This window comes from Mangrovibacter plantisponsor, assembly GCF_003182475.1.
Taxonomy (GTDB): Bacteria; Pseudomonadota; Gammaproteobacteria; order Enterobacterales; family Enterobacteriaceae; genus Mangrovibacter; species Mangrovibacter plantisponsor.
Window position 1 is genome coordinate 427,612 of sequence record NZ_QGTS01000002.1, and the last position, 25,942, is coordinate 453,553.

General features: G+C 52.6%; 19 protein-coding genes. 13 read left to right on the forward strand and 6 right to left on the reverse strand.

What is annotated here, in order from left to right; all coding sequences use genetic code 11:
* Positions 1 to 60: 60 nt before the first annotated feature.
* Positions 61 to 1,080 (reverse strand): Zn-dependent oxidoreductase, encoded by a 1,020-nt coding sequence (locus DES37_RS04610; protein ID WP_036112215.1) that lies wholly within the window; start codon positions 1,078 to 1,080, stop codon positions 61 to 63.
* Between the two features lie 335 nt (positions 1,081 to 1,415).
* On the opposite strand from DES37_RS04610, the gene uxuA reads away from it, so the two are divergent.
* Together uxuA and DES37_RS04620 are read left to right on the forward strand one after the other, a co-directional pair.
* Entirely contained in the window at positions 1,416 to 2,483 is a 1,068-nt protein-coding gene (gene uxuA, locus DES37_RS04615) for a mannonate dehydratase (protein ID WP_110025006.1), read from the forward strand.
* Between the two features lie 347 nt (positions 2,484 to 2,830).
* Entirely contained in the window at positions 2,831 to 3,541 is a 711-nt protein-coding gene (locus DES37_RS04620) for a GntR family transcriptional regulator (protein WP_245929983.1), read from the forward strand.
* A gap of 72 nt (positions 3,542 to 3,613) precedes the next feature.
* On the opposite strand, the gene DES37_RS04625 is transcribed toward DES37_RS04620, so the two are convergent.
* Positions 3,614 to 4,660: an NAD(P)-dependent alcohol dehydrogenase gene (locus tag DES37_RS04625; RefSeq protein ID WP_110025007.1), complete on the reverse strand. Its 1,047-nt coding sequence runs from the start codon at positions 4,658 to 4,660 to the stop codon at positions 3,614 to 3,616.
* Positions 4,661 to 5,224: 564 nt separating this feature from the next.
* On the opposite strand from DES37_RS04625, the gene DES37_RS04630 reads away from it, so the two are divergent.
* The 7 genes from DES37_RS04630 to DES37_RS04660 all read left to right on the forward strand — a co-directional run bounded on the left by DES37_RS04630 (position 5,225) and on the right by DES37_RS04660 (position 12,260).
* Positions 5,225 to 6,211, forward strand: a complete 987-nt coding sequence (locus tag DES37_RS04630) for an ABC transporter substrate-binding protein (RefSeq protein WP_036112158.1) — start codon at positions 5,225 to 5,227, stop codon at positions 6,209 to 6,211.
* Between the two features lie 75 nt (positions 6,212 to 6,286).
* Positions 6,287 to 7,132 (forward strand): ABC transporter permease, encoded by an 846-nt coding sequence (locus tag DES37_RS04635; protein WP_051691436.1) that lies wholly within the window; start codon positions 6,287 to 6,289, stop codon positions 7,130 to 7,132.
* On the forward strand, positions 7,132 to 7,890 hold the full coding sequence (locus DES37_RS04640) for an ABC transporter ATP-binding protein (RefSeq protein ID WP_036112156.1): 759 nt from the start codon (positions 7,132 to 7,134) through the stop codon (positions 7,888 to 7,890). The genes DES37_RS04635 and DES37_RS04640 overlap by 1 nt, the downstream gene beginning before the upstream one ends.
* A gap of 25 nt (positions 7,891 to 7,915) precedes the next feature.
* Complete coding sequence (gene hisD, locus DES37_RS04645; protein WP_110025008.1) at positions 7,916 to 9,244, forward strand: histidinol dehydrogenase; 1,329 nt, start codon at positions 7,916 to 7,918, stop codon at positions 9,242 to 9,244.
* Positions 9,237 to 10,532, forward strand: a complete 1,296-nt coding sequence (locus tag DES37_RS04650; RefSeq protein ID WP_110025009.1) for a hypothetical protein — start codon at positions 9,237 to 9,239, stop codon at positions 10,530 to 10,532. Before hisD ends, DES37_RS04650 begins: the two co-directional genes overlap by 8 nt.
* A 1-nt stretch (position 10,533) precedes the next feature.
* Complete coding sequence (locus tag DES37_RS04655; protein ID WP_110025010.1) at positions 10,534 to 11,499, forward strand: zinc-dependent alcohol dehydrogenase; 966 nt, start codon at positions 10,534 to 10,536, stop codon at positions 11,497 to 11,499.
* Positions 11,496 to 12,260 (forward strand): SDR family NAD(P)-dependent oxidoreductase, encoded by a 765-nt coding sequence (locus DES37_RS04660; RefSeq protein ID WP_110025011.1) that lies wholly within the window; start codon positions 11,496 to 11,498, stop codon positions 12,258 to 12,260. Before DES37_RS04655 ends, DES37_RS04660 begins: the two co-directional genes overlap by 4 nt.
* On the opposite strand, the gene DES37_RS04665 is transcribed toward DES37_RS04660, so the two are convergent.
* The gene (locus tag DES37_RS04665) at positions 12,253 to 13,389 is read right to left on the reverse strand and encodes an alpha-hydroxy acid oxidase (protein ID WP_110025012.1); all 1,137 of its coding nucleotides are present in this window, start codon (positions 13,387 to 13,389) and stop codon (positions 12,253 to 12,255) included. The two genes, DES37_RS04660 and DES37_RS04665, sit on opposite strands and share 8 nt — an antisense overlap.
* Before the next feature lie 439 nt (positions 13,390 to 13,828).
* Here DES37_RS04665 and DES37_RS04670 point away from each other — a divergent pair, with 439 nt between their 5' ends.
* Positions 13,829 to 14,704 carry a hypothetical protein gene (locus tag DES37_RS04670; protein ID WP_036112143.1) on the forward strand — a complete coding sequence of 292 codons (876 nt, stop codon included), beginning with the start codon at positions 13,829 to 13,831 and terminating at the stop codon, positions 14,702 to 14,704.
* Between the two features lie 84 nt (positions 14,705 to 14,788).
* Here the strand turns inward: DES37_RS04670 and fabV are convergent, their stop codons facing one another.
* The 3 genes from fabV to DES37_RS04685 all read right to left on the reverse strand — a co-directional run bounded on the left by fabV (position 14,789) and on the right by DES37_RS04685 (position 17,413).
* Positions 14,789 to 15,982: an enoyl-ACP reductase FabV gene (fabV, locus tag DES37_RS04675; RefSeq protein ID WP_036112140.1), complete on the reverse strand. Its 1,194-nt coding sequence runs from the start codon at positions 15,980 to 15,982 to the stop codon at positions 14,789 to 14,791.
* A 72-nt stretch (positions 15,983 to 16,054) separates the two neighbouring features.
* Positions 16,055 to 16,321 (reverse strand): hypothetical protein, encoded by a 267-nt coding sequence (locus DES37_RS04680; protein ID WP_110025013.1) that lies wholly within the window; start codon positions 16,319 to 16,321, stop codon positions 16,055 to 16,057.
* 576 nt (positions 16,322 to 16,897) lie between these two features.
* Entirely contained in the window at positions 16,898 to 17,413 is a 516-nt protein-coding gene (locus DES37_RS04685) for an Ail/Lom family outer membrane beta-barrel protein (protein WP_036112129.1), read from the reverse strand.
* A 731-nt stretch (positions 17,414 to 18,144) separates the two neighbouring features.
* On the opposite strand from DES37_RS04685, the gene DES37_RS04690 reads away from it, so the two are divergent.
* The 3 genes from DES37_RS04690 (at position 18,145) to iroC (ending at position 25,920) form a co-directional block, all read left to right on the forward strand.
* On the forward strand, positions 18,145 to 20,433 hold the full coding sequence (locus DES37_RS04690) for a TonB-dependent siderophore receptor (protein WP_110025014.1): 2,289 nt from the start codon (positions 18,145 to 18,147) through the stop codon (positions 20,431 to 20,433).
* Positions 20,434 to 21,013: 580 nt separating this feature from the next.
* Positions 21,014 to 22,129 carry a glycosyltransferase gene (locus tag DES37_RS04695; protein WP_110025015.1) on the forward strand — a complete coding sequence of 372 codons (1,116 nt, stop codon included), beginning with the start codon at positions 21,014 to 21,016 and terminating at the stop codon, positions 22,127 to 22,129.
* Positions 22,130 to 22,242: 113 nt separating this feature from the next.
* Positions 22,243 to 25,920 carry a salmochelin/enterobactin export ABC transporter IroC gene (iroC, locus tag DES37_RS04700; RefSeq protein ID WP_110025016.1) on the forward strand — a complete coding sequence of 1,226 codons (3,678 nt, stop codon included), beginning with the start codon at positions 22,243 to 22,245 and terminating at the stop codon, positions 25,918 to 25,920.
* The last annotated feature ends 22 nt before the right edge of the window (positions 25,921 to 25,942 follow it).

The window sequence follows — 25,942 nt, forward strand, 5'->3', positions numbered from 1 at the left end:
CTGTAAGCCTGGTTTTTAGAAGAAGCCTGGCAGTGCGGCTGCACTACCAGTCAGCCATAATTAGTTATGCATTTGCAACAGCACCTTGCAGCAGGTGCGCTGATCGGTGGCGAAAAGTGTTAATGCGGCCTGAACCTCCTCCAGGGGCAGGCAGTGGGTGATCAGTTTCTCCGGGTCGACTTTGCCTTGTGCCATCCAGGAGATTACGTCGGGGAAGCGGTTGCTGTTCAGCCGTGACGAAAACAGCGAAATCTCTTTGCTCGTCAGGCTTTGTTGGGTAATGGTGCAGGGTTCGCCGGAAAAACCCATAATGCCGATACGCGCAGCGGGGGACGCAAGGTTGATAGCCTGTTGCAGAATCGACGGATGGCAGGCGGCATCCACAATCAGTGTGGGGCGAATACCCGCTTTATTCAGAATGTCTTCCAGTGACTGGTGGCTGTTATCCACCACTTTGTCTGCGCCATTGTTGGTTGCCATGACCAGGCGCTCAGCAATGCGGTCCGCCACAATCACCTGTTTAACGCCGTACACGCCTTTCAGCGCCTGAATGACTGTTAACCCCATAGGCCCGGCACCGTAAATCAGGGCGATGTCGTCCGGTGTGGGCTTGAGTTGCGCCGTAATATTGGCGGCAATAGTAAAGGGTTCCACCATGGTGGCGTGGCGGTCACTGATGGCATCGGGGATGTGCCAGGCGTTCCTGGCGGGGACGCAGGCATAATCACTGAACCCGCCATCACAATGCACACCAATTACTTGCAGTGACGTGCAAACGTTAGGCCGCCCAACAGAGCACGGGTAGCAATGGCCGCAGCTTACTACCGGGTCGACAGAAACACGCTCACCCAGGCGTGCCGGATCAACGCCGGGGCCTGTGGCATCAATAGTCCCGAAAAACTCGTGCCCAATAACCCGCGGGTATTTTGCAAACGGATTGTGCCCGTGCCAGATGTGAACATCAGAACCACAAATGCCGGCCAGCGCTACTTTTACCCGGACTTCACCTTCCGCAGGCTCCGGTAACGGGCGTTGTTCGATAACCAGGCGGTCAGGGCTTTCTATCACAACACTTCTCATGGTACGGCTTCCTTTGATACAGGTTAGTTTCATTGGTTTGTGCTTACTACCATACAAGTCTAATCAGGGTTGTTTGCTGACCGGGTTCACATTTTTGAATTAACTGGCAATGGGAATGCTGTGGTTGATTACTGATTTTTAACTAATATTTATTTAATTAATATCTATTATTCATGCGGTTATATTATTTTTTCTGATTGTTAATTTAACGTAAAAAGGTAATGAGAAGATTTAATTTTGTGATGCTTGTCAATGTTTGATGGATTTGGAGATTACATTTAATGATTAACTAGTATGGTAGATAGCAATAACAGAGACAACAGGTGACGCTAATTATGCAAATGACGATGCGCTGGTTTGGACCAGACCAGGACAAAATCCCGCTGGAGTATTTCCGCCAGGTGCCAGGAGTGGAAGGTGTGGTCGGTGCGTTGTATGACGTACCGGTCGGGGAAGTCTGGCCGGAAGAGAAGATTCGCGCTCTGGTAGAGCAGGCTCACGCCGCAGGGCTTTCAATGGAAGTCATTGAAAGCGTAAATATTCATGATGATATCAAGATTGGCTGTTCCTCTCGTGACCAGTGGATTGCCAATTATCAGCAAACCATTCGTAGCCTGGCGAAGTTTGGCGTTAAAGTGATTTGCTATAACTTTATGCCGGTGTTCGACTGGATGAAAACGGACATGCAGTATGTGTTGCCGGATGGCTCACTGACCATGGCGTTTGAGAAAAAAGGGATTGATAAAACGCTGGAAGAAGTGGTGCGTGAAGTGCTGGATAACGCCAATGGTTTTGCTCTGCCGGGTTGGGAGCCAGAACGCCTGGCGCAGGTACAAACACTGTTCGCCCGTTATCAGGATGTTGACGATAACAAACTGCGTGAAAACCTGGTCTACTTCCTGGAAGCCGTGGTTCCGGTATGCGAGGAAGTGGGTGTGAAAATGGCTATTCATCCTGATGATCCGCCGTACTCAATTTTTGGCCTGCCGCGCATTATTAAAAACCGCGACGACCTGGACTGGCTATGCAATGCGGTGGATTCACCGGCCAACGGAATTACGCTGTGCACCGGTTCCATTGCCGAAGACCCGGAAAATGATGTGTGCGCAATTCTGGCTGAATTCACCCGCCGTAAGCGTATCCACTTTGCCCATGTGCGTAATATCAAAATTACCCAGGGGAAAGATTTTTATGAATCCGCCCACCCGTCGCAATACGGTTCACTGGATATGTTCCAGGTGGTGAAAGCCCTGTATGACAACGGGTTCGATGGTTATATTCGCCCGGATCATGGCCGGTTTATTTGGGGTGAGACCGGGCGGCCAGGCTACGGCTTATATGACCGTGCGCTGGGTGTCACTTACCTGCTGGGTTTGTGGGAAGCATTAGAGAAACAACACTAACAGCGGGCCTGGGTTGCTGAGTACAGCCTGCGAAGAACGCAGGCTGTTCCCGGCAGTGGCCTGGTGTTCAACCTGGCGAGCAGCAATATCAACAGGTAAATTGGCTTCTTGCCGGGTGGTGTGTTTATCTTCTGAACAATAGGGATCCTGCCAGACTCCTTATAGCGCAATAGCCCATCGTAACTGTCTCCTGGTTGGTGAAATATTCAGCAGAAAACGACATAAAAACACTTCAGATCTGCGCAAATTGAACATTACTGCAGGTGTTAACACTCTGAGTTTACTCACTGAAAGCCCGTGATAAAGTATGTTACTCTACTGACTTCGCCCCTGATGCCTGAATGCCCATGTCCATTGTGAACGCCATGTCATTACCCCGACCAGTTTTGCTGAATAACCTGCCAGTAAATCAGCAGGTGTATCGCCATTTACGCAAGGAAATCGTCGAGTGCGTTATTCCGCCGGGTTCATTGTTATCAGAAAAAGAGACTGCCAGCCGGTTTGGGGTGTCGCGCCAGCCAGTGCGCGAGGCATTTATTAAGCTGGCCGAAAGCGGTTTGGTGGTGATTCGCCCTCAGCGCGGTACGCTGGTCAGGCGTATTTCCGTGCGTCAGGTGAATGACGGGCGCTTTATTCGCAGTGCAATTGAATGCGCCATTGCGCGGCGTGCGGCGGAAAATGTCACGCCAGAGGATCTCGCTGCGCTGGAACAGCTGCTTAACCAGCAAAAGCTGGCAGCACAAAATCAAAATGCAGTGGAGTTTCTTGCGCTGGATGACCAGTTTCACCAAAAAATCGCCGAAATTGCCGGTTGCCCAATGGCCTGGGAAACCATAGAAAATATTAAAGCAGCGATGGACCGGGTACGTTTTCTGACGTTGCGCGAGGTATCACCGCCTCCGGGGCTGATTATTCAGCACTACCGTATTTTTGACGCGCTGGCGAGCGGTAACCCCGATGAAGCAGAGGCCGCAACCCGCTCTCATTTGCTATTGCTGAGAAACACTATGGTGCCGGTAGACCAGCAAAACCCGGACTGGTTTGAACACGAAGAGTAAGTGGCATTGATGAAAAACGGCGAACCCTGAGGATTCGCCGTTGGTTATTTCAGATTCAAAAAAAACAGGTAATCAGGCGGTTAATGACGCCATGTCAATCACAAAACGGTGCGCCAGGTCGCCTTTGGCTAAGCGGGCAAATGCATCGTTGATTTGGTCGATGTTGATCATTTCGCATTCCGGGTACACATCATGCTCGGCACAGAAATCCAGCACTTCCTGGGTTTCTGCGATACCACCAATCAGTGAACCCGCAATACGGCGGCGGCCAAATACCAGCGGCACCGTCATTAGCTCTTCGAGCGGGCCTACCTGGCCAACAACCACTAACGTTCCGTCGATATCCAGCAGTGGGGCATAAATGCTGACATCATGCTTCACTGGTGCGGTATCAATGATCAGATCAAATGACGCGGTGGCTGCTTCCATTGCCCCAGCATCCGAAGAAGCGAGAATGCCTTTGGCACCCAGTTCAATGGCTTCTTTTTCTTTGGCTTTGGAACGGCTGATGGCAGTGACTTCTGCACCCATGGCATGAGCCAGTTTCACTGCCATATGGCCTAAGCCACCCAGCCCGATAACACCCACGCGGCTGCCTTTGGTCACGTTCCAGGTACGCAGAGGTGAGAATGTGGTTATCCCGGCACACAGAATTGGCGCGGCTTTGGCGAGATCCATGTTTTCAGGAATACGCAGTACAAATTCTTCACGCACCACGATATGTTTCGAATAACCGCCCTGGGTAATTTCACCAGTGATGCGGTCTGGTGAGCCGTAGGTGGGCGTCATGCCGTGGCGGCAGTATTGCTCTTCACCGTGTTCACACTGGTCGCAATGCTGGCAGCTGTCCACCATACAACCAACGGCGACGCGGTCACCGGCTTTATATTTGGTCACATCCGGGCCGACAGAACGCACGACACCAACAATTTCATGGCCTGGTACCAGAGGGTAAGGTTGTGGGCCCCAGTCGCCATTGACGGTATGTAAATCGGAGTGGCACACACCGCAATACAAAATCTCAATTGCGACATCGTTCTGGCGCAATTCACGACGTTCGAAGTGGTAAGGCTTGAGCGCTGAGTCCGCAGAATGGGCTGCATATCCGACAGTTTTCATAACGTTATTGATCCCATGTAGTGATGTAAGTAGGGAGGCATTCCTGTTTGGTCACTGAGCCAGGTTTTGCTTGCGGCACAGTGAAAAGATAGGGGAAACCCTGAAGACAGCGTGATGCAGGTAGCAATGGCTGTTCTACGACTAATAAGCATAGCTGCCCGCAACGGAATTTGTTTTAGCAATATGGGGTGTTGAGCACCTGGATTTTTCCTGAAAACGTTGTTTTACAGCCAGTTGGGGCTAAGCACTCAATAATCAGCGCACCACTGCGCCGGGCAGTGGTGCGCTGCACTATGGTAATGCTTCACCGTTGTGCAATTTTTACGCTCAGGTGCTGTGTGGCGGGTAGCCCGGTCGCATTGGTGGTTAGTTACAGAATAAAAATTTTACGCACAGCGCTGCGGGGGTCCCGCACCAGACGGACTGCGCGAAAAGCGGCTGGCTGAATATTTCTCTTTGTTTTTCCCTGGGAATTTATCCTGGCACTGGCATTGCATAGGGTTGTATATACATGGCCGGAAGACTTCCGGTATTGGCTTGTTCGTTTAACCCAAGGAAACCGCTATGCCTTTTCTCCATGCAGTTAAAAAAACGCTAATCACGCTGTGTGTTGTCGGTGGCATGTCCGCCTCTTTACAAGGTGCTTATGCAGCCGATACCGCCGCTGTTAAGATGGGCATAGAACCCTGGCTGGGCTACGGGCAGTGGCATATTGCTTCCAGCAAGGGCCTGTTCAAACAAGAAGGCCTCAGCAAAGTGGATGTGATTAACTTTGCTGAAGACAAAGATATTAATGCCGCACTCGCCAGTGGGCAGATAGATGTTGCCAATATTGCCACCCACACCGCCATGGGCATGATTTCTGCAGGTTTACCCGTGAAAATCGTGCTGATGCTCGACCAAAGTAATACCGCTGATGCCATGCTGGCTACCAAGGATGTCACAAGCCTTAAAGACCTGAAAGGCAAAGAAGTGGCATACGAAGAAGGAACAACCAGCGATATCCTGTTGCGTAGCGCGCTGGCCTCTGCCGGTCTTGCGTATTCTGATATTAAACCTGTCCCGATGCCTGCCGCTTCTGCCGGAAGCGCGATTATTGCCGGGCGTGTACCCGTTGCCGTTACTTACGAGCCGTACCTGACGGTTGCGAAAAAAGGCGACCCGAGCCTGAAAGTGCTGTTCAGTGGCGCATCTGACCCGGGTTTGATTAGTGACGTGCTGGTGGTTCGTGATGATTTCATTCAACAGCACCCGAAAGAGTTGAGTGCGCTTATCAAAACCTGGGGTGCCGCGCTGGACTATTACAATGCGCACACCACCGAAGGGCGGGCGATTATCTCGAAAGCAGTGGGTGCCTCGCCAGAAGACCTGGCAACTGCGTTTGACGGGATTAAGTACTACTCGCTGGCAGATAACAAGGCGCATCTGTCCCATGACTTCACCACCAAAACTTTCCCACATATTTTAAAAGCCGCCACATCCGCCGGGATTGTGACGCAGCCTGTTACTCCGGCGCAAACCATTGATGCCAGTTTTGTTAACGCACAATAGTGATGCCAGGAACCTGTGTTGCGCCCGTGACAGCCATTCACGGGCGCTGCATAAATTGCACTGACCGGAGGAAACATGAGTGCGATAGAACTGCAACGCACCCGCCAGCGGGGGAAAAAACGGCGCCAGCCCGGCAGGTTATTAACCATAGGTAAAGAGCCATCGCGCGGGCAGTTTCTGGGTATCGCCGCACTGGTGTTTATCCTGCTGTTGCTGGCCTGGTGGCTGGCAACCGCTTCTGGAGCTATCAAACCTATTTTTTTACCGGGGATCCCCAGTGTCTGGCATCGCTTAGTCACCCTTGCGCAAAACGGAACACTGCAAAGCGATATTGGCAGCAGTTTGTACCGCATGGCAATCGCCTTCGCAATTTCGTCTGTGATGTCCATTGTGATTGGTGTGCTGGCCGGGTGTTATGGGCTTTTCAAGGCGATTGTTGAGCCACTGGTCGATTTTATCCGCTATATGCCAGTAGTGGCTTTTGTGCCACTGACCATTTTGTGGACCGGCACTGATGACTTCCAAAAATTTCTGGTTATCTGGATTGGCACTTTTTTCCAGCAAGTGCTGATGATGATTGATGCGGTGAAGCGTGTGCCAACGGATTTTGTCGGCCTGGGGAGAACACTGGGGTTATCCGACAGAAAAATATTACTGCGCATTGTTATTCCTTCGGCCTTTCCCGCTATTTGGGATGCATTGCGTATTAGCCTTGGCTGGGCGTGGACCTGGCTGGTACTGGCAGAACTGGTGGCGTCAACCTCCGGGCTTGGCTACCGTATTGTGGTTTCACAGCGCTATTTCCAGACAGACACCATTATTGGTTACATCCTGCTACTGGGCTTTCTTGGCCTGATAACCGACCAACTTATGCGCTCAGCCGAACGGGTGCTGTTCCGCTATAACCGGAGGCGTTCCTGATGGCGACACTCAAGCTGAATAATCTGGAGAAAAGCTTTCCGGCAGGCAAAAACCGGCACCGGGTGCTGAAAGGTATAGATCTGACGCTGCATGAAAATGAGTTTGTCTCTGTAGTGGGCACTTCCGGGTGCGGCAAAAGCACCTTGCTTTCTATTGCTGCAGGTCTTGAACCCTTCGACAGCGGTGATGTGCTGGTGGATGACCAGCCTATTGAAGGGCCGGGGCTTGACCGCGGAGTGGTTTTCCAGTCTTACACATTACTGCCCTGGTTAACTGCGCGGGGCAATATTGAATTTGCCCTTAAAGCGGCGGGTGTACCAGCCCGAGATTGCCCGGCTATTGCGCAGCAGCACCTGGAGCTGGTCAAGCTGGGGCACGCGGGCGACCGCTGGCCGGGTGAACTGTCCGGGGGCATGAAGCAGCGGGTGGCGATTGCCCGGGCGCTGTCTTACCGGCCCAAAATCCTGCTGATGGATGAGCCCTTTGGCGCACTGGATGCCATGACACGCCACCAAATGCAGCAACTTTTAATCGAAATCTGGGAAAAACACCGCCTGACAGTGATGTTTGTTACCCATGACATCGAAGAAGCAGTCTGGCTTTCTGACCGTATTGTGGTCATGGGACAGGGGAACATTGACACCACATTCCCGGTTGACCTGCCACGCCCGCGCAATGACGGGGTGAACCGCACAGCCCGCTTTATCGACCTTCAGCATGAAGTGCTCAGCTGTATTCAGCAGCATGCAATTAACTAATTGAACATTGAGGAACTGATAACCCATGCCTGTATCATTTCATGATCTCACCGGGGCGGATGCTCTGCCTGAAGCGCTGTTTAAGCGTACCGAATCGGACCTCTCTTTTTTCGTTGATAAAGTGAAGCCGATTATTGAAGCCGTGCGCACCGAAGGCGACCAGGCGCTGATACGCTTTGCCCGTGAATTTGATGGCGTCCAGCCTGAGACATTCTCAATCCAGGTTCAGGAAGAAGAGTTTGATGCAGCCTTTGAGCGTGTAGACCCGGAAGTTATTGAGTCTATTCGCTTCTCAGTGGAAAACGTGCGCGCGTTTCATGAAGCGCAAAAACCGGAAGAGATGTGGTGGAAAGAGATGCGCCCGGGTGCGTTTGCCGGTGATCGCCATGTGCCTATTGATGCAGTGGCCTGCTATGTGCCGCGTGGCAAGGGGTCATTTCCCAGTGTGTTGATCATGACCGCCGTGCCTGCTGTAGTGGCGGGGGTTCCACTGCCAGTGGTTATTACACCTCCCGGGCCGGATGGCACCGTGGATGATGCCACGCTGGTTGCCGCGCGCCTGGTGGGTATTAAATCTGTGTATAAATGCGGTGGTGCCCAGGGTGTGGCGGCAGTGGCATATGGCACGCAAAGTGTACCGAAATGCCTGAAAATCGTTGGGCCGGGTAGCCCGTGGGTGGTGGCAGCAAAACGCCAGCTTACGCACCTGCTGGACCCGGGTGTTCCGGCAGGCCCGAGCGAAAGCCTGATTCTGGCAGACGACACAGTAAACGGTGCGCTGGCAGCACTGGATTTGTTGATAGAGTCTGAACACGGGCCAGATTCCTCTGCTTACCTGGTTACCTCCAGCCGCCGCGTGGCAGAAGAAGCTATCGCCGCATTACCCGGTTACTGGGAAAAAATTGGCGACAAACGCGCCGGGTTCTCGCAATCCGTGTTGTGCGGCGAACATGGTGGTGTGGTGCTTACCCGTGATTTCGCAACAGCGATTGATTTTGTTAACCAGTATGCCCCGGAGCACCTGGAGATCCTGGCGGCTGAGCCAATGGCTGTGATGATGAAAATTCGCAATGCCGGTGAAATTTTACTGGGTGAATATTCTCCTATCACGCTGGGTAACTTCGTGCTTGGGCCCAATGCGGTATTGCCAACCAACAGTGCGGCCAAAACAGCCGGGCCACTCTCAGTTTCAGATTATATGAAGCGGGTTTCTGTGGCTTATGTCACCAGCGAGGGTTACCAGGAGCTGGCGCCCAAAGCCAAACGTTTTGCCGAATATGAAGGTTTCCCCGGCCATGCGCTGGCGGTATCTGCATTGCGTGGCCCGTTACTCAAGGGAGGTAACAATGGCTGAGGCCACGCTGCCCCCGCTTGCCGCAGAGGCAAGGCGCCTGACCCTGGCGGGAGAGTGGCAGGCGGCCTGCGAAAAACTGCGCCAGTTAATCAGTGAAGTAACCGGCGTGCAGGCGCTGGATATCGTGATTAACCAGGACCAGTACAGCCTGAACTCCCTGAATGGCCGGGTGGCTCTGGCAGATGGCCGGTCACTGTTTTTTAAATATCACCACGAAGAAGGTGAAGACCAGACTATCACCGAATATTACCGGGCAACGTTATTGCGTAACCACGGTTTTAGCGTGGATGTGCCACTGTATGCCTGCGGTGAACCTGGCCGGCAAATTCTGTTATACAGCCTGCGTGATGACCGCAGGCTGGCTGATGTGTGTTATGAAATTGAAGCCGGGCGGGGCGATAACACGATGGCGGCAGTGGTGGCGGCGCAGCAGGAAGCCGACAACGCTATTCTGGCGCACACCTTACCGACTTTGCAAAGTGGCACCACCGCTGATGTAGAAGCCGAGGCTATCCATCAGTTGTTCTGGCACCGCCTGGTGTCACCGGGGAAACCCACTGGCCTTGGCGGGCGCGTGGCACAGTTCTATGTTGACCAGACATTCCAGTTAGGTGAAGTGAGCTTAACCTGGAACCAGCTCTGCCACCTGCACTGGCGCATTAACGGCGTGAACTATGCCCACAGCCTGCGCGACTTGTTTTTGGAAGCAGGGCAGGTACTGGCTCCGGCGGCGCTCGCCCACCATGGTGTGGTGGTGGCTCACGGAGATGCCCACAACGCCAACGTCTGGTATGACACAACCGGCCTGTCTCCCCGTCTGGTCAGTTTCGACCCGGCTTTTGCGGGGGCCAGCATCCCGGCTTTGCTTGCCGAAATTAAAGCGACATTTCATAACATTTTTGCTCACCCTTGCTGGCTGTATGAACCGCAGGAAGCAGCTCGCCGTTACCAGGTTGCAGTGCGGGTGGATGGCGATACGCTGGTGGTTGACCACAACTGGTCCCTGACACCACTGCGTGCGGCTTTTCTTACCAGCAAAGGCGACCACTACTGGCAACCACTGCTGGCGGCACTGCGCGCCCGGGGGAGTTTGCCGGACAACTGGCAACGCATTGTGCGCCTGGGGTTGTTTTGTTGCCCAACGCTTGTGATGAACCTGCGTGGTGGCGAAAACAGCCAGCATAACCCGGTGAGCAGTGCTCTGGGGTTAGCGGTGGCGGTCATGCTGGGAAGTGGCGGAAATGACGCTTTCAGCCAGTGGCTGAATGGTCTGTTACAGGAGGCATAACATGAAAGCGGTGCGGTTACATGGCATAGGCACATTACGCGTTGAACAACCGGAATTGCCCGCCACACCTGGCGGCTGGGTGCGTATCCGGGTTATCTCTGCCGGTATTTGCGGGTCTGACCTGCACAACTTTCAGCAAGGGCGCTGGTTCGCGGGTGAACCGGTGACACCCGGGCATGAGTTGTTTGGCGTAGTTGAAGAAAACCCGGAACCGGGCTCTGTGTTAGTGCCGGGCCAGCGTGTTGTCGCCGATTCCCGCGTGTGGTGTGGTGAGTGCCCGGCTTGCCAGCGTGAAGCGTATAACCTGTGTGAGCATCTGGGGTTTGTTGGCGAAGTGTTTGATGGTGGCTTTGCACAATATGTTGTTCTGCCGCTCAAAAATGTACTGCCAGTACCCGATGACGTTCCCGACGACATTGCAGTGCTCAGTGAACCTCTGGGTGTGGCACTGCGGGTGGTTAACCAGCTTGGTGTAGCCGAAGGCGCTCATGTGCGTGTCGCCGGTGGCGGTACTATTGGCGGCCTGGCGGCACTATTGTTGCACCGGCTGAAACACTGCAGGGTCTGTTTACAGGAGCCGAATGCGCAGCGTTATCAGTTGTTGTCTTCCCTGATCCCGTTTGATGAACAACAACCTTATTCCTACGCCGTTGAAGCCACCGGCAAAGAAACCGTGCTCAGCACGCTGGTGGATAACATCACTTCTGGCGGGCGTATTGCTATGGTGGGGATTTTTCATCAGACCGCTCAACTGGATGTTAATGCCCTGGTAGAGCGGGAAATAACCCTGGTTGGCTGCAGTGTCTTCCAGGATGAACAGCGCCAGGCACTGGCGTTGATGGCATCACTTGCCAGTGAATTGCGGGCGATTATGGCCCCGCCGGTGCCTCTGGACGCTGTGCCAGAGGCTTACCAGCAACTGATTGCCGGCAACAATGCCTGGCTAAAAGTGGTGATTGTGCCATGAATGTGATGACGGCGTTTTCATTAAGCGGTAAGCGCGCCCTGGTAACCGGGGGAACGCGTGGCATCGGTTTTGCCCTGGCAAAAGCACTGATGCAGGCGGGTGCCAGTGTGGTGATTACTGGCCGTGATGCAGACCGCCTGGATGCTGCGGTGTCTGCACTGCGTGAAGAAGAGGGGGCCGGGATTACCGGCTGTGTGCTTGATGTCACTGATACCAGGCAAATAGCCGGGGTGATTTCAGCCATTGGGCCAGTGGATATTCTGGTTAACAATGCTGGCACAGAGCAGGTGTGTGCATCCCTTGAGGTAGACGAAAAACTGTGGGACACCATTGTCAGTACCAACCTGAAAGGCGCGTTTTTTTGCGCGCAGGCGGCGGCAAAAAGCATGGTGTCAGCAGGGGTGGGCGGGGCGATTATCAACCTGTGTTCCCTGACCAGTTGCGTTGGTGTACCCGGTGCCGCCGCTTACGGTAGCTCAAAGTCTGGCCTGGTTGGCTTAACTCATGCACTCAGTGCTGAATGGGCCAGCAACGGCATTCGGGTTAATGGTATTGGTCCCGGGTATTTTGAAACAGACCTCACCGGGGTGTTTTACCAGGACCCGGCGTGGTGTGCGGCAATGCAGGCCAAAATTCCTCTTGGTCGCTTTGGCGAGCTGGAAGACCTGGCGGGAGCCGTGGTGTTTCTGGCCTCACCGGCAGCCCGGTATATCACCGGGCAAGTTCTGTATATTGACGGCGGTTACCTCGCCGCTATTTGAGCCTTAACATGCCCGGGTGCAGTTCATCCAGGCGGGTACAGCCCAGTTGCGCCAGCGTCAGGTCAATTTCCTGAATCAGGGTGGTGAGCGTTTGTTGGACCAGCGCTTCGCCACCTGCCGCCACGGCGTATAACAAAGGGCGACCAATCAGGACGGCGTTGGCACCCAGTGCCAGCGCTTTAACCACATCAGTACCGCGGCGAAACCCACTGTCTGCGAGCAGGGTAAAATCAGGGCCGACCTGGTTGCGCACCTCACTGAGAACATCCATTGGGCTCAGCGTACTGTCGAGCTGGCGGCCACCGTGATTGGAAAGCACAATGCCGTCGGCCCCGATTTTTTGTGCCTGCCGGGCATCCTGTGCAGTCATTATTCCTTTGATAAACAATGGCCCCTGCCACCGGGCTCTTAACCATTCCAGTGTTGCCCAGTCGAGGGTTTTATCCATTTGGTTGGCAAAATAGCTGGCTCCACCTGCGCCTTTCTGGAGCTCCGGCGGTAAATAGGGTTGCAGGTTACCAAAGCCGGGTACGCCACCGGGTAGCAGTGTACGTATCACCCAGCCAGGTTTCATGGCAACCCCAGCCAAAGCCCGCCAGGAAAGCTTCATTGGGCGGCGATAGTGGCGTTTATCCCTCTCCCGGTTGCCAAAGTGTACGGCATCAACAGACACAACTAATGCTTTGCAACCAGCCTGCTGTGCACGTTTAAGTAAATCCAGTGTGATTTCTCTGTCTTTCAGTACATATAACTGAAACCAGTGGTTGTCAGGGGCTGACGGGTGAACATCTTCCAACGCAGCCGTGGATACCGTACTTTGCATATAGCCAATGTTTGCATGGCTCGCCGCCCTCGCCAGCATATGGTCGGCATGGTGGCGCAACATGCCATTATAACCGGTGGGCGCCACCATCAGGGGGGCAGAAAGATGTGTTCCCTGCAGGTTAACCGACAGGTCGCGCTGGCTGGCATTCTTTAATACCGAAGGGGTGAACATCCAGCGGTCAAAAATAGCCGTATTATGCCGCAGCGTGTATTCGTCGTCGGCTCCGCCATCAATATAGTCAAAAGCAAAGCCGGGCAGGGTTTGCCGGGCCTTCTTGCGTAAGTCATGCGCATTCAAAATCATATTATTGCCCCTGAACCACTGCGAATCTCCATTGCGCCAGTGTTGCTGCGCTGCACCTGAATACTCATGCCTGTTCCTGTATAGACAAGTGAGGCTGGCAGACATAACGCTGGCTTTATCTCACACACGTTATCGCACAGACATGCAAGGTCTGCGCCAGAAAACCCGAAGCGGCAGAAGAGGCAAGCGATGGGGCAATGAAGGCGTTCACTCTTCCGGGTGCACCAGCACTGCGCAATGTATGCACTGATGGTGTGATCCAGTTTGCAAAATGGTAAGTGACCGAAATATTCACTCAGCTAAATTAAAGCAGCAAAAAATTCACTTACCACGAGATAAACATCGGCTATTTAGGATTGATATGCGTAAAACGTACCGCTACAGGGCCGATAATAGTAGTAATCCAGTAACCGGCGTGAGTGGAACAGAAGGAGCAGGTATGAGTAACATAAAACCCATTTCAGATATTCTGCAATACGGGCGCTCATTGCTGGAAGAACCGCACAGCCGTACAGACCGCTGGTTGTCGGCTTATGCTGACAACCAAAATGATACGGGTAGCGCTTCTGTGTCGCTGTCTGATTCCGGGCGTTATCAGAGCTTTCTGGCAATGATCCAGGATAACCGGGTAATCAGCGAAAAGGGCTATAACCTGCAAAATATCGCGGTACTGGTTAAAGCATTTGAAAATACCCGCAACCTGCGGCCAGAGTTTCTTAACGACATTCCCGATACAGAAGATGAAGCTCGTCTGGCGCTGTCTGGTGGGTGCGTGGTGTATATCAAAGCACTGTTACGTGGCAAACAAGGGCTTAATCCCTTTGCCGGTTTGAGCCGCCTGGCGCTTTCATTAATTGCCTGGAATACTTCAGGCGCGTTGACTTCTGCCGAACGCGTTGCGGCGTATCTGGAAATGAACCAGTGCGACCAGCGCTATGAAACCGCTGTGTTTTATGCCACCGAAGTGCAGGTGAACGACATGCCTGACATGTTGCCTGCGGTGGAACTGGGTACCCAAATCACGTTGATTGCAGGCATGTGCGAGGCCGAAAAACAGGATAAGGGCATGACCCCGGAGCAGATTCATACCCTGCAATCCCATTTCAAAATTTGGCAACAGGATAATGGCAGCGGATATCAGCCACTGCATTACGCCAACCTGGTGAAAAGTGACAGTGCAGATTTACTGGTGGCTCACACCGGCTGGAATGGTGAATTTCACTGGAAAGTTGATTCGTCTCAACGCCTTTTTGATGCCCAAAAAAGTGGTCATCAGGCAGCGCCGGTCACCCGCATGGTGTATTTGGGGAGTTAAACTGCTGGCGGCAAGCGTGTTGCCGCCGGGGGGCTGTATGGCGAAGGTGGCCTGATGCCACCTTCGTGCACAGTATTTTGCGGTTTATGCAATCAGCCCGGGGATATCAACTTCCGGGTTAACGTCCAGGTCGTAGTCCACACCTTCAATGCCAAAACCAAACAGGCGCAGAAACTCTTGCTGGTAACCTGCGAAATCCGCTACGTCGTCCAGATTCTGGGTAGTGACGGTATTCCAGTGCTGAGAAACATAACTCTGCACTTCAGTGGCAAGCTCTGGGTAGTCTGCGCGTAAACGGCCTTCACCATCGGTAATTGGCGTACTGCTGTACAGTGAGTCGTGCAGCAAACCAGCTATTTGCTCAATGCAGCCTTCGTGAGAACCCTGTTCTTTCATGACTTTAAACAGCAGGGACAAATACAGTGGCATCACCGGAATTGCTGAGCTGGATTGGGTTACCACGGCTTTAAGTACGGAAACATAAGCTTCACCACCGGTTGCTTTCATTGATTCACGAATAGCCAGGACTTTTTTATCCAGGTCTTTTTTCGCGGCGCCAATTGAGCCATTCCAGTAAATCTGGTGGGTAACTTCCGGGCCAAGGTAAGTAAAGGCAGTGGTTTTGGCATTATCTGCCAGCACGCCTGCTTCACTGAGCGCGTCAATCCACATTTGCCAGTCTTCACCACCCATTACCGCGATGGTGTTGTCAATTTCTTCATCTGTGGCAGCAGTCAGGCTGAACTGCGTAACTTCTTTTTTATCAGTATCAATGCCCGGCAGGGTGATATCGGCACCCTGAGGTTTCAATACGGAGGTGTAAACTTCACCGGTTTTCGGGTGGGTGCGGCGTGGTGCTGCGAGGCTGTAGATAACTAAATCAACCTGACCGAGGTCGTTTTTAATGGTTTCAATGGTCTGAGCTTTGATTTCGTCGGAGAACGCATCGCCATTAATGGTGCGGGCATACAAGCCTTGCTCATGGGCATATTTTTCAAATGCCGCAGTGTTATACCAGCCAGCAGTACCGGTTTTTTTTGCGCTGCCCGGGCGTTCAAAAACTACCCCTAATGTGGCGGCATCGCTGCCAAATGCCGTTGAAATACGCGCTGCCAGGCCGTAACCCGTAGAAGCACCAATGACCAGAACTTTTTTCGGCCCATTTGCCACTTTGCCGCGAGCGGTAACGTAATCAATTTGTTGCTTAACGTTGGCATCACAACCGGTTGGGTGGGCAGTAATACAGATAAAACCTCTGATACGTGGTTGGACGATCATGGTTGCTTTCCTCTGATGTAGATGTATAACCCGGTAGTTATCCGGTTAATCAAGGGTGGATCAGGCCACTTCTCACACTGCTTTTACAACCGGTGGCATGCTAACCACCGGGGCAAAAGACAGCACAACGACTGCGGAAATCGTGGTGTCACGCATTAACGGTGACCCGATTTTTTCCGGGTACGTCAGAGAATACATATTGTGGCTCACTGTAAAAAAGTTAATGACCAGGCTGGCAGCGCCCCGTGGGCTCTTCGCTGCCAGCGTAAAATCACTTGCGCTTTGGACATGGACTGGCTGGTATACCCGTGCCGTTTTGCCTGGTGTGGCCGGTGCCATGTCGGTTCCGTTTCCTGTATCACAGGAGGCCGGGCGGGAAAAGATCCTATATTACCGATCGGTACAATACAATCATTCTGTTTCCGGACTGTAAGCCTGTGCTATTAAGTCTGGCAGCTTGCTCTGTTAATCCGCTGTGTTAAAAAGAGCAGACAGTACGGATTGACCTGCGTGTACCGGCTATGAACAGGAGAACAATGGAGGGGGGCGCACCTTCTATTCATCACTTGCACAACAAGATTTGTGCTGTATTGAAATGATTTTGGCATTATAACTGCCGGTATTAACATACGCGAAGTACCCTGTTTATCATTATTGGTGCTTTGCGTTTTTTCTGCAGTGAATAAAGTTTTTTGTTATTTTGTGCGAATGGCATGTTGTGATGGTTTATTGGTGTGATTAAATTTTTCTGGAATGGGGGGAATAATTATGGTTAGCGTGAAATATAACCGAATGTAAATTATTTTCTGGCAGGAAATTGATTTCACACATGTGGAAAAATGGCGAAAGACGTGGCAGTGACTTTCGCCATTAATTGGGTTTTGTTTAGGCTCTGTTTATATTACAGGGTAAGGATCAGAACTTATAACCGACACCCAGGTTCCAGGTGCCCACCTGTACATGGCCTGCTGAACCATATTCATACCCGGCATCCAGCACGATATTTTGGTACGGGTTGAACTGCAAACCTGCGCCATAAACCAGCATTGATGTGTCGTGGTCCTGGTTTACACCGTTACGGCTGAACTTGTCTTTAGCATAGCCGTAGCCGATATCGGTATACACGCTGGCCCAGTCGGTAATGCGGTAAGTTGGGCCGGCTTTCACAGAGAAATAGTGGTGGTCGCCATCGCCGGAATCACTGTAGTTATTACCGGTATAGGTCATGCCGCCCATCACGCCCCAGTCATCATTCAGTTCATAACGGTACTGCAACTGAACACCGTTCGCATCGCTACCGTGGGTATGGTTAAAGTGGCTCTGGGCATAACTGATAGTTGCACTACTGTCGCCTGCAGCGGCATTCGCCACACCAATGGTGGAAGTTAAACCGGCAAGTGACAAAGCAGAATAAAGAATAATTTTTTTCATAGTGGATATCCTTATTTAAGACATGAGCGCATTTGCTTCACGTCTAATATGCTAGCACCAGAGAATGATGGTTTTTTCTCATTTTGTGAGGTTTGCAAAATAATAACCTGGTTGTTTTATATGATTTTATTGTGTTTCGAAAGGTAACTGTGATTCAGACGGCGAGATTATATTTAAAGCTGTATAATAAAGTCGCAGTAGTACTGGTTTTAGCCAGGTTAGTGATGTAATTATTTACATCAGTATTACCGGGGAAATATTCACTACTGAAATGAGCGGGGTTACTTAATTACATACTGGCAATTCATTTTTTCCTGGTGGCTGTCTCGCTAATCGTTGAAGTTGTTCGCTGCAAGCCCTCCGTTACCCCCAACAGGCCGTATACCTCTGTTCTCCGGTATTAAAAGGGGGCATTACCCTGCGTGGTAAACACCTCTGAACCCTGCCTGAAAGCATGAGTTACCGGCTCACGAACAGTAATTAGCAAAGATTGCGCCAGGTACTGCTGTTGCCAGGTGAGTGTTTTTAGCTTTTTATCCTGCTAAATGGTTTTTTTAAATGATGAGCAACTGCCGGTGCACGGTAATAAATGTGTCATTAAGATGAATCTTACCTAAGGGGCGTTTTTAGCAGAATGTGCGAAATTTCACTTAGTGATAATGATATTGAAATTAGTAATCATTCGCATTAATTTGCATATCTCTTTTACACACAGGGATATCTTCAACACCATGAACAAGCATATCTATAAAATTTCGCTGCTCAGTTCGCTCATTGCAGGCAGCCTTGCCATTCATGCTGCTCATGCTGAGGAGGTTGATACACAAACCAGCCAGCAGCAACTCAAACCCGTGGCGAAAAGCCCGGATAACAAGCCGGTTACTGATAATAAAAAGAACAGTGACGATACCATGGTGGTAACGGCAAGAGAGCAAACGCTCCAGGCGCCGGGTGTGTCAATTATTGACAGCGAAGCAATTAAAAAGCACCCCATTCAGCGTGATGTATCAGAAATTATCCGCACCATGCCCGGAGTGAACCTGACCGGTAACTCCAGCAGCGGGCAGCGCGGCAATAACCGGCAGATAGATATCCGTGGGATGGGGCCGGAAAATACACTGATTTTGGTGGATGGCATGCCCGTAACCAGCCGTAACTCCGTGCGCTACGGCTGGCGTGGTGAGCGTGATACCCGGGGGGACAGCAACTGGGTGCCGCCAGAAATGATCGACCACATTGAAGTGATTCGCGGCCCGGCGGCGGCAATTTACGGCAATGGTGCAATGGGCGGTGTGGTAAACATTGTCACCAAACGGGCGGCCAATGAATGGCACGGCAGTTTTAACACTTACTACAACGTTCCGGAGCATAAGTCTGAAGGGGCGACAAAGCGTTACAATATGAACCTGAGTGGTGCGCTGGCAGATAACCTGACTATGCGCCTGTATGGTAACTGGAGCAAAACCCAGGCCGATGCTCAGGATATCAATGAAGGCCACCAGGCTGAGCGTACCGGTAAATATGCCGGGCAGTATCCGGCAGGGCGTGAAGGGGTAATTAATAAGAATATCAATGCCGCATTGCGCTGGGAATTTATGCCCATGCAGGCACTGGAGCTTGATGCCGGGTACAGCCGCCAGGGCAACCTGTATGCGGGCGATACTCAAAACACTAACAGTAGTAAAGTGACCAAAGCCTGGTATGGCAAAGAGACCAATATACTTTACCGCCAGACCGTAGCGCTGAAATACACTGGCGCCTGGGACAACGGTGTTACCACCAATAACTACATACAGCTCGAAAAAACACGCAACACGCGGTTAAAAGAAGGCCTGTCTGGCGGTGTGGAAGGGATGTTCACCACCACGGGTACCGGTTTTTCCACCATCACACTGAATGACACAAACCTGCATTCTGATATTAATATCCCGTTCGACTTATGGGTAAATCAGACTGTCACGTTCGGTGCGGAAATGAACCACCAGTCGATGAAAGACCCGACATCCAACTCGCTGACAACCAGCTCAACAGTGAGCGGGGTTTCAGATTCAAACCGTAGCCAGTACAGCTCGGCGGACATCTATGGCGTTTATACCGAAGACAATATCGACCTGACAGACTCCACCCGGTTAACCCCTGGTTTGCGCTTCAACTACCAGAGTATTACCGGGAGTAACTTCAGCCCGGCGCTGAACCTGTCTCAGGAGCTGGGTAGTGATTTCACGCTGAAAATGGGTATTGCCCGTGCATGGAAAGCTCCTAACCTGTACCAAACCAACCCCAACTACCTGCTCTACAGCAGTGGCAACGGGTGTTATGCCAGTTCAGGCAGTTGCTACCTGCAGGGCAATAAAGACCTTAAAGCGGAAACCAGCGTAAACAAAGAGATTGGCATTGAATATCACCACGATGAGGTGCAGGCCGGTTTAACCTGGTATCGCAATGATTACCGCAACAAAATTGAAGCCGGTTATTCGGCGGAGTATTCCAACGGCACCTCGGATGTCTATAAATGGGAGAACGTCCCTAAAGCGGTTGTCCAGGGGTTGGAAGGGACATTTAACTTCCCAATCAGTGATTCTGTGAAGATGAAAAACAACTTCACTTATATTATTGAAAATAAGAACAAAACAACCAGTGACTACCTGACTATTATTCCGAAGTACACCATCAACTCAATTGTTGACTGGCAGGCGACGAATGATTTGTCGGTCCAGGGCACAATGACCTGGTATGGCAAGCAAAAACCGAAAAAATACAACGACAAAGGGGAAGCGACTTCAGGGAGTGAAACCTGGGCTGTTTCGCCTTACGCGTTGTTTGGGATGAGTGCTACCTATAACATCAACAAATATATCGACATCACAGGCGGGATCGATAATTTGCTTGATAAACGCCACTTCCGTGAAGGGAACTCAACCACCTCAGGCAGTGGCACCACTTATGCCTACGGTGCGGGTGCACGGACTTATAATGAGTCTGGCCGTACCTACTATATGGAATTAGGCATGCATTTCTGACAGGGAATTTCCAACGGTAAGTAACCTGCCTTCCCCTGGTGTTGTGCGCTGGCACCGGGCGGCAGGTTGCTGCAAATAACGGGGAATAACGCTTTTTGACTGCGGAAAGTCTTAATTTGGCAGGCCAGTCAGATTTATCTTGAGAAATAATAATCACAATGATAATAATTATCATTAATATTTAAAATATAATGAGCGGGAATAATTAACCGGCAGCACGGCATTTTAGTCGTGAAAAACCGTGCGCGTTGTGGGTTTTCTCCTGGAGACTCCCCACAGAACATAACCCGTTTACCTTACTTTCAGGATGGCAGTTTTCGGTATTAAGCAGGGTAAATGCTTATGCCGTTTAGCGAGGAACAGAACGCTTACTGAGCGTTGGCAAAGTTGGGCAATGGACAGCCCAGCAGGCAGCACAACGGCATTATTGGTTCACAAATTAATGCCGGGAATAACTGCCTGCACCGGAATGAAAAAGACGTGGCGTTAACACTGGCCCGGAAGCGGTAAACAGACCGCCCGGATGCTGTTTTGCGCCCAATTTTCAGCTTCAGTTCGTCAAGCGGAGAGGGATTTTCTCATGCGTATTCTTTTTGTGGGGCCACCACTGTATGGCTTGTTGTACCCCGTATTTTCACTTGCTCAGGCATTCCGCGTTAATGGCCATGAAGTACTGGTTGCCAGTAACGGAAAATTCGCGCAAAAAGCGGCAGAAGCAGGGCTGGTCGCATTCGATGCCGCGCCGGGTTTTGATTCAGAAGCAGATTACCGGCGGCGGGAAGACCTGCGTAAGAAAAATAACGTTGGCACTAAAATGGGCAATTTCTCTTTCTTCAGTGAAGAGATGGCCGACAGCCTGGTGGAATTTACCCGCCACTGGCAGCCTGATTTAATTGTCTACCCGCCTTTAGGCGTTATCGGGCCGATGCTGGCGGCGAAATTTGGTATCCCGGTGGTCATGCAAACTGTCGGATTCGCCCATAAACCCTGGCATATCAAAGGGGTGACGCGCTCGTTGTCTGATGCCTATGCACGCCATGGTGTAAGCGCACCACCAAGGGATTTAGCCTGGATTGATGTCACTCCACCCAGCATGAGTATTCTGGAAAACGACGGTGAACCCGTTATTCCCATGCAATATGTTCCCTATAACGGCGGCGCCGTATGGGAAAAATGGTGGGAGCGCACAACAGGGCGCAAAAGATTGTTGGTAAGCCTTGGGACAGTGAAACCCATGGTCGACGGGCTGGATTTGATTTCCTGGGTTATGGATTCTGCCGATGAAGTGGATGCGGAGATAATCCTGCATTTGTCAGCCAATGCCCGGGCTGAATTACGCCACTTACCCCCCAATGTACGCCTTGTCGACTGGATCCCGATGGGGTTGTTCCTCAATGGCGCTGATGGGTTTATTCACCATGGCGGTGCCGGAAATACTCTGACGGCGTTGCATGCCGGTATACCACAAATTGTCTTTGGCCAGGGTGCAGACCGCCCAGTCAACGCCAAAGCAGTGGTTGAGCGTGGCTGCGGCATTATTCCTGATGAGCGTGGGCTTTCCAGCGACCTTATCAATAGTTTCCTGGCCGACAGTGCCTTGCAGGATGCTTCATTGCAGGTTGCCCGTGAAATGGCTGCACAACCAACACCGACAGACGTGGCAAACCGCCTGGTTGCCCAATTACAGCACGCCTGACCGCAGCGTGTAACAGGCAATACGGCGCACAGTTTTGCGCCAAAACTCACAGTAACTACGTGCAGGCGGTTAACTGCAACGTAGCTATTATTCAGACCGATGAAGGAGGCTTGATGCCCACCGCTCAAACCCCAAAACCCGCTGGTTCGTGGCTGGTTCGTCTTGCCAGCGTGTGCTGGGAGCGTAAGACGTTAAGCGTGATTGTTGTGCTGGCTTCGGTCACAACAATCATTTTTGCTGCACTGACACCATTATTGACGCGCCAGGCGGTAAATGACGCGCTGGCAGGTAACACCACTCATCTGCCCATGCTGGCCTGTGGCCTGCTGCTGATCGCCCTGTTTGATTTTATGGGTAACTATGTGCGACGCGGTTATGCCGGAGAACTCTCACTATGGGTTCAGCATACGTTGCGGGGCAGGGCATTCGACAGCATCCAGAATCTGGACGGAGCAGGTCTTGACGCGTTACGTACCGGCCAGGTCATTTCACGCACCAACAGTGATTTACAACAGGTGCATATGTTGTTGCAGATGTGCCCGGTGCCACTGGCAGTGCTGACCTACTACGTTGCCGGCATGGTAGTTATGCTGTGGATGTCTCCGGCGATGACACTGATTGTTGTCGCTGTTCTTGCCTGCCTGGCGGTGACGGCATTGCGGGCGCGGCGCAGGGTCTTTGCCCAGACCGGGCTGGCATCAGACCAGCTGGCAAGCCTTACCGAGCATATTCGCGAAGTGCTGGCGCAGATAGCCATGGTTAAATCATCGGTAGCTGAATTACGTGAAATGCGCTGGCTGGACAGCCAGTCTCGCCAGATTGTCCGCGCCCGTATTGGGGCCGCTATCAGCCAGGCTATGCCGGGAGCAACCATGCTGGCATTACCGGTACTGGGGCAACTGGTGTTGCTGGCTTATGGTGGCTGGGCGGTAACGACCGGCAGGACAGACCTGGGGACTTTTGTGGCTTTTGCCAGTTTCCTGGCCATGCTGACCGGGCCAACCCGGGTACTGGCTTCATTTTTAGTGATAGCACAGCGAACCCAGGCTTCGGCTGAACGCGTGTTTTCCCTGATTGATACCCGCCCACAAATGCAGGATGGCACGCAGCCTGTGGCAGGTAAATTACTGGGCATGGAACTGGACAACGTTGAGTTTGCTTACCAGCAAGGAAAGCCGGTATTACAGGGTGTCTCCTTTTCCATTCAGGCTGGTGAGACCGTTGCCGTAGTTGGGGCATCGGGTTCGGGGAAATCCACGCTGCTGATGTTACTGGCCAGGTTCTACGACCCTTCTGCCGGGGCGTTATGGTTAACTACCGGGCAAGGGAGGCAGAACATTGCCGACATTCGGCTTGAAGCATTGCGCCGCCGGGTAGGGGTGGTTTTCGAAGAGACTTTCCTGTTTGCAGGAACAGTGGCAGAGAATATTGCTTATGGTCACCCGGATGCCACCGAAGAGGATATTCACCAGGCCGCCCGTGCGGCCGGGGCGCTGGGCTTTATTACCGCGCTGCCTCAGGGCTTTGCAACCCGGCTGGCGGAGCGGGCGAGTAATCTGTCTGGCGGGCAGCGCCAGCGTATTGCCCTGGCGCGTGCTTTACTAACGGCACCCGAGTTACTGATTCTGGACGATTCAACATCTGCAGTCGATGCCGGTACTGAAGCAGAAATTAACACGGCGCTTGGTCGCTATGCTGACCAGGACCACATGCTGTTGGTTATTGCCCGGCGGCGCTCCACTCTGCAACTTGCCAGTAAAATCGTGGTGCTGGATGGCGGGCAGGTTGTGGATGTCGGGACTCAGGCAGAGCTGGAAGCGCGTTGCCCGGCGTTTGGTCAGTTGATGTCCGGAAACAGTGAGTTTCTGCAGGCACCGGCGGGCAGTGAACTTTGGCCACAGGGAAACGTTCTGTCGCGTGATGACGAGGTAAAGCGGCAGCATGAAAGTAGCGTGAAAGCAGGTGGTTTCCGTGGCCGCATGTGCCGTGTCCCCGAACAGGCTGTCCAGCTGGCAATGGGCGGGCATGGCAAGCGGGTGTCGGCGTTGTTACCGCCGGTTGCCTGGATGTTTATCACCGCGGCGTTATTAATTGCGCTCGATTCCGCAGCCGGGGTGGGGGTATTAGTGTTGTTGCAGCGGGGGATAGACCAGGGCGTTGTCGCGGGGAATATGGCGGTTATTGGCGAATGTGCGGCGCTGGCTGTGGCGTTGGTTGCTATAAGCTGGTGTTGCTACGCTCTGCAGACCATTATTTCCACGCGTGCGGCAGAGTCTGTGCAGCATACTGTTCGGTTGCGCAGTTTTGGGCAGTTATTGCGCCTGAAATTGCCTTACCACGAAGCCAATGCAGATTCGCGCCTGACGCGGATGACTGTAGATGTCGATTCCCTGGCGCGTTTTTTACAAAACGGCCTGGCCAGTACCGCTACCAGTCTGATAACCATGGCGGCGATTGCCGTAGCCATGTTCTGGCTGGATCCTGTACTGGCGTTGGTGGCATTCGCAGGAATACCTGTGGTGCTACTGGCAACCTGGGTATACCGCCGCCTGAGCTCTCCGGCTTACGCGCAGGCGCGCCTGGAAATTGGTAAGGTTAACAGCACGCTGCAGGAGAAAGTCTCCGGGTTACGTGTAGTGCAGTCTCACGGGCAACAGCGTGCCGAAGCTGCCAAATTACGTACGCTTTCAGACCGTTTCCGGGCGACAAGGGTGCGCGCGCAAAAATACCTTGCGGTCTATTTCCCCTTGTTAACTTTCTGCACCGAGGCTGCTTATGCCGCTGTATTGCTGGTTGGTGCATCCCGGGTGGCAGAAGGAGAGATGACTGCAGGTGTACTGGCTGCATTCTTTTTACTCCTGGGGCAGTTTTATGGGCCGGTGCAGCAACTCTCCGGTATTGTTGATGCCTGGCAGCAGGCTTCGGCCAGCAGTCAGCATATTAATACCTTGTTGGCGACACCAGGTGCTGAGGATATTCAGCCAGCCCCCGAACATGTTGCTTTTTCTCGCTACGGTGAACTGGCCCTGGACAATGTATCGTTCCAGTATCCCGGCAGTTCACAACCCGCTCTTGACCAGTTTTCCCTTGCCATTCCTGCCGGGTCTGTCGTGGCGATTGTCGGGAGAAGCGGTGCGGGGAAATCCACCCTTATCAAGTTGATCGCAGGGCTGTACCAACCTTCGGGCGGGCAGATTCGCCTTGATGGCCGCAATATTGATTCACTGGCGCTGGCAGATTACCGTGCACAGGTTGGCCTGGTGGAACAGGATGTCGCTTTGTTCAGTGGGGATATCGCACAGAATATTCGCTATTCCAGCCCGCAGCGCACTGATGCTGACGTTGAGCGTGTGGCACAAGAGGTTGGGTTACTGGATACCATAAGCCGCCTGCCGCAAGGTTTCCACACACCAGTAAACAACGGTGGCGCTGATTTATCCGCCGGGCAACGCCAGTTAATCGCGCTGGCGCGGGTTCACCTGGCTAACGCGAAAGTGGTTCTGCTTGATGAAGCGACCTCCCGGCTTGACCGTATAGCAGAAGACAGGCTGATGGACTCACTGGCTCAGCGGGCCCGCAACCAGGGTGGCATTGCGCTGGTGGTGGCGCACCGCCTGACAACCGCCCGCCGCTGTGATGCCATTGCAGTCGTGGACCAGAGCCGGGTTGTGCAGTTTGGTACCCATGAAGAACTGGCCGCAGCGCCTGGGCTGTATGCCAGCCTGTGGCAAGACAGCACAGCAACCCGTACACCGGTAAATGAACCCGTTCCGGGCGCAGTAAAAGCCTGAATACCGGGTAAGAGAGCAAGGT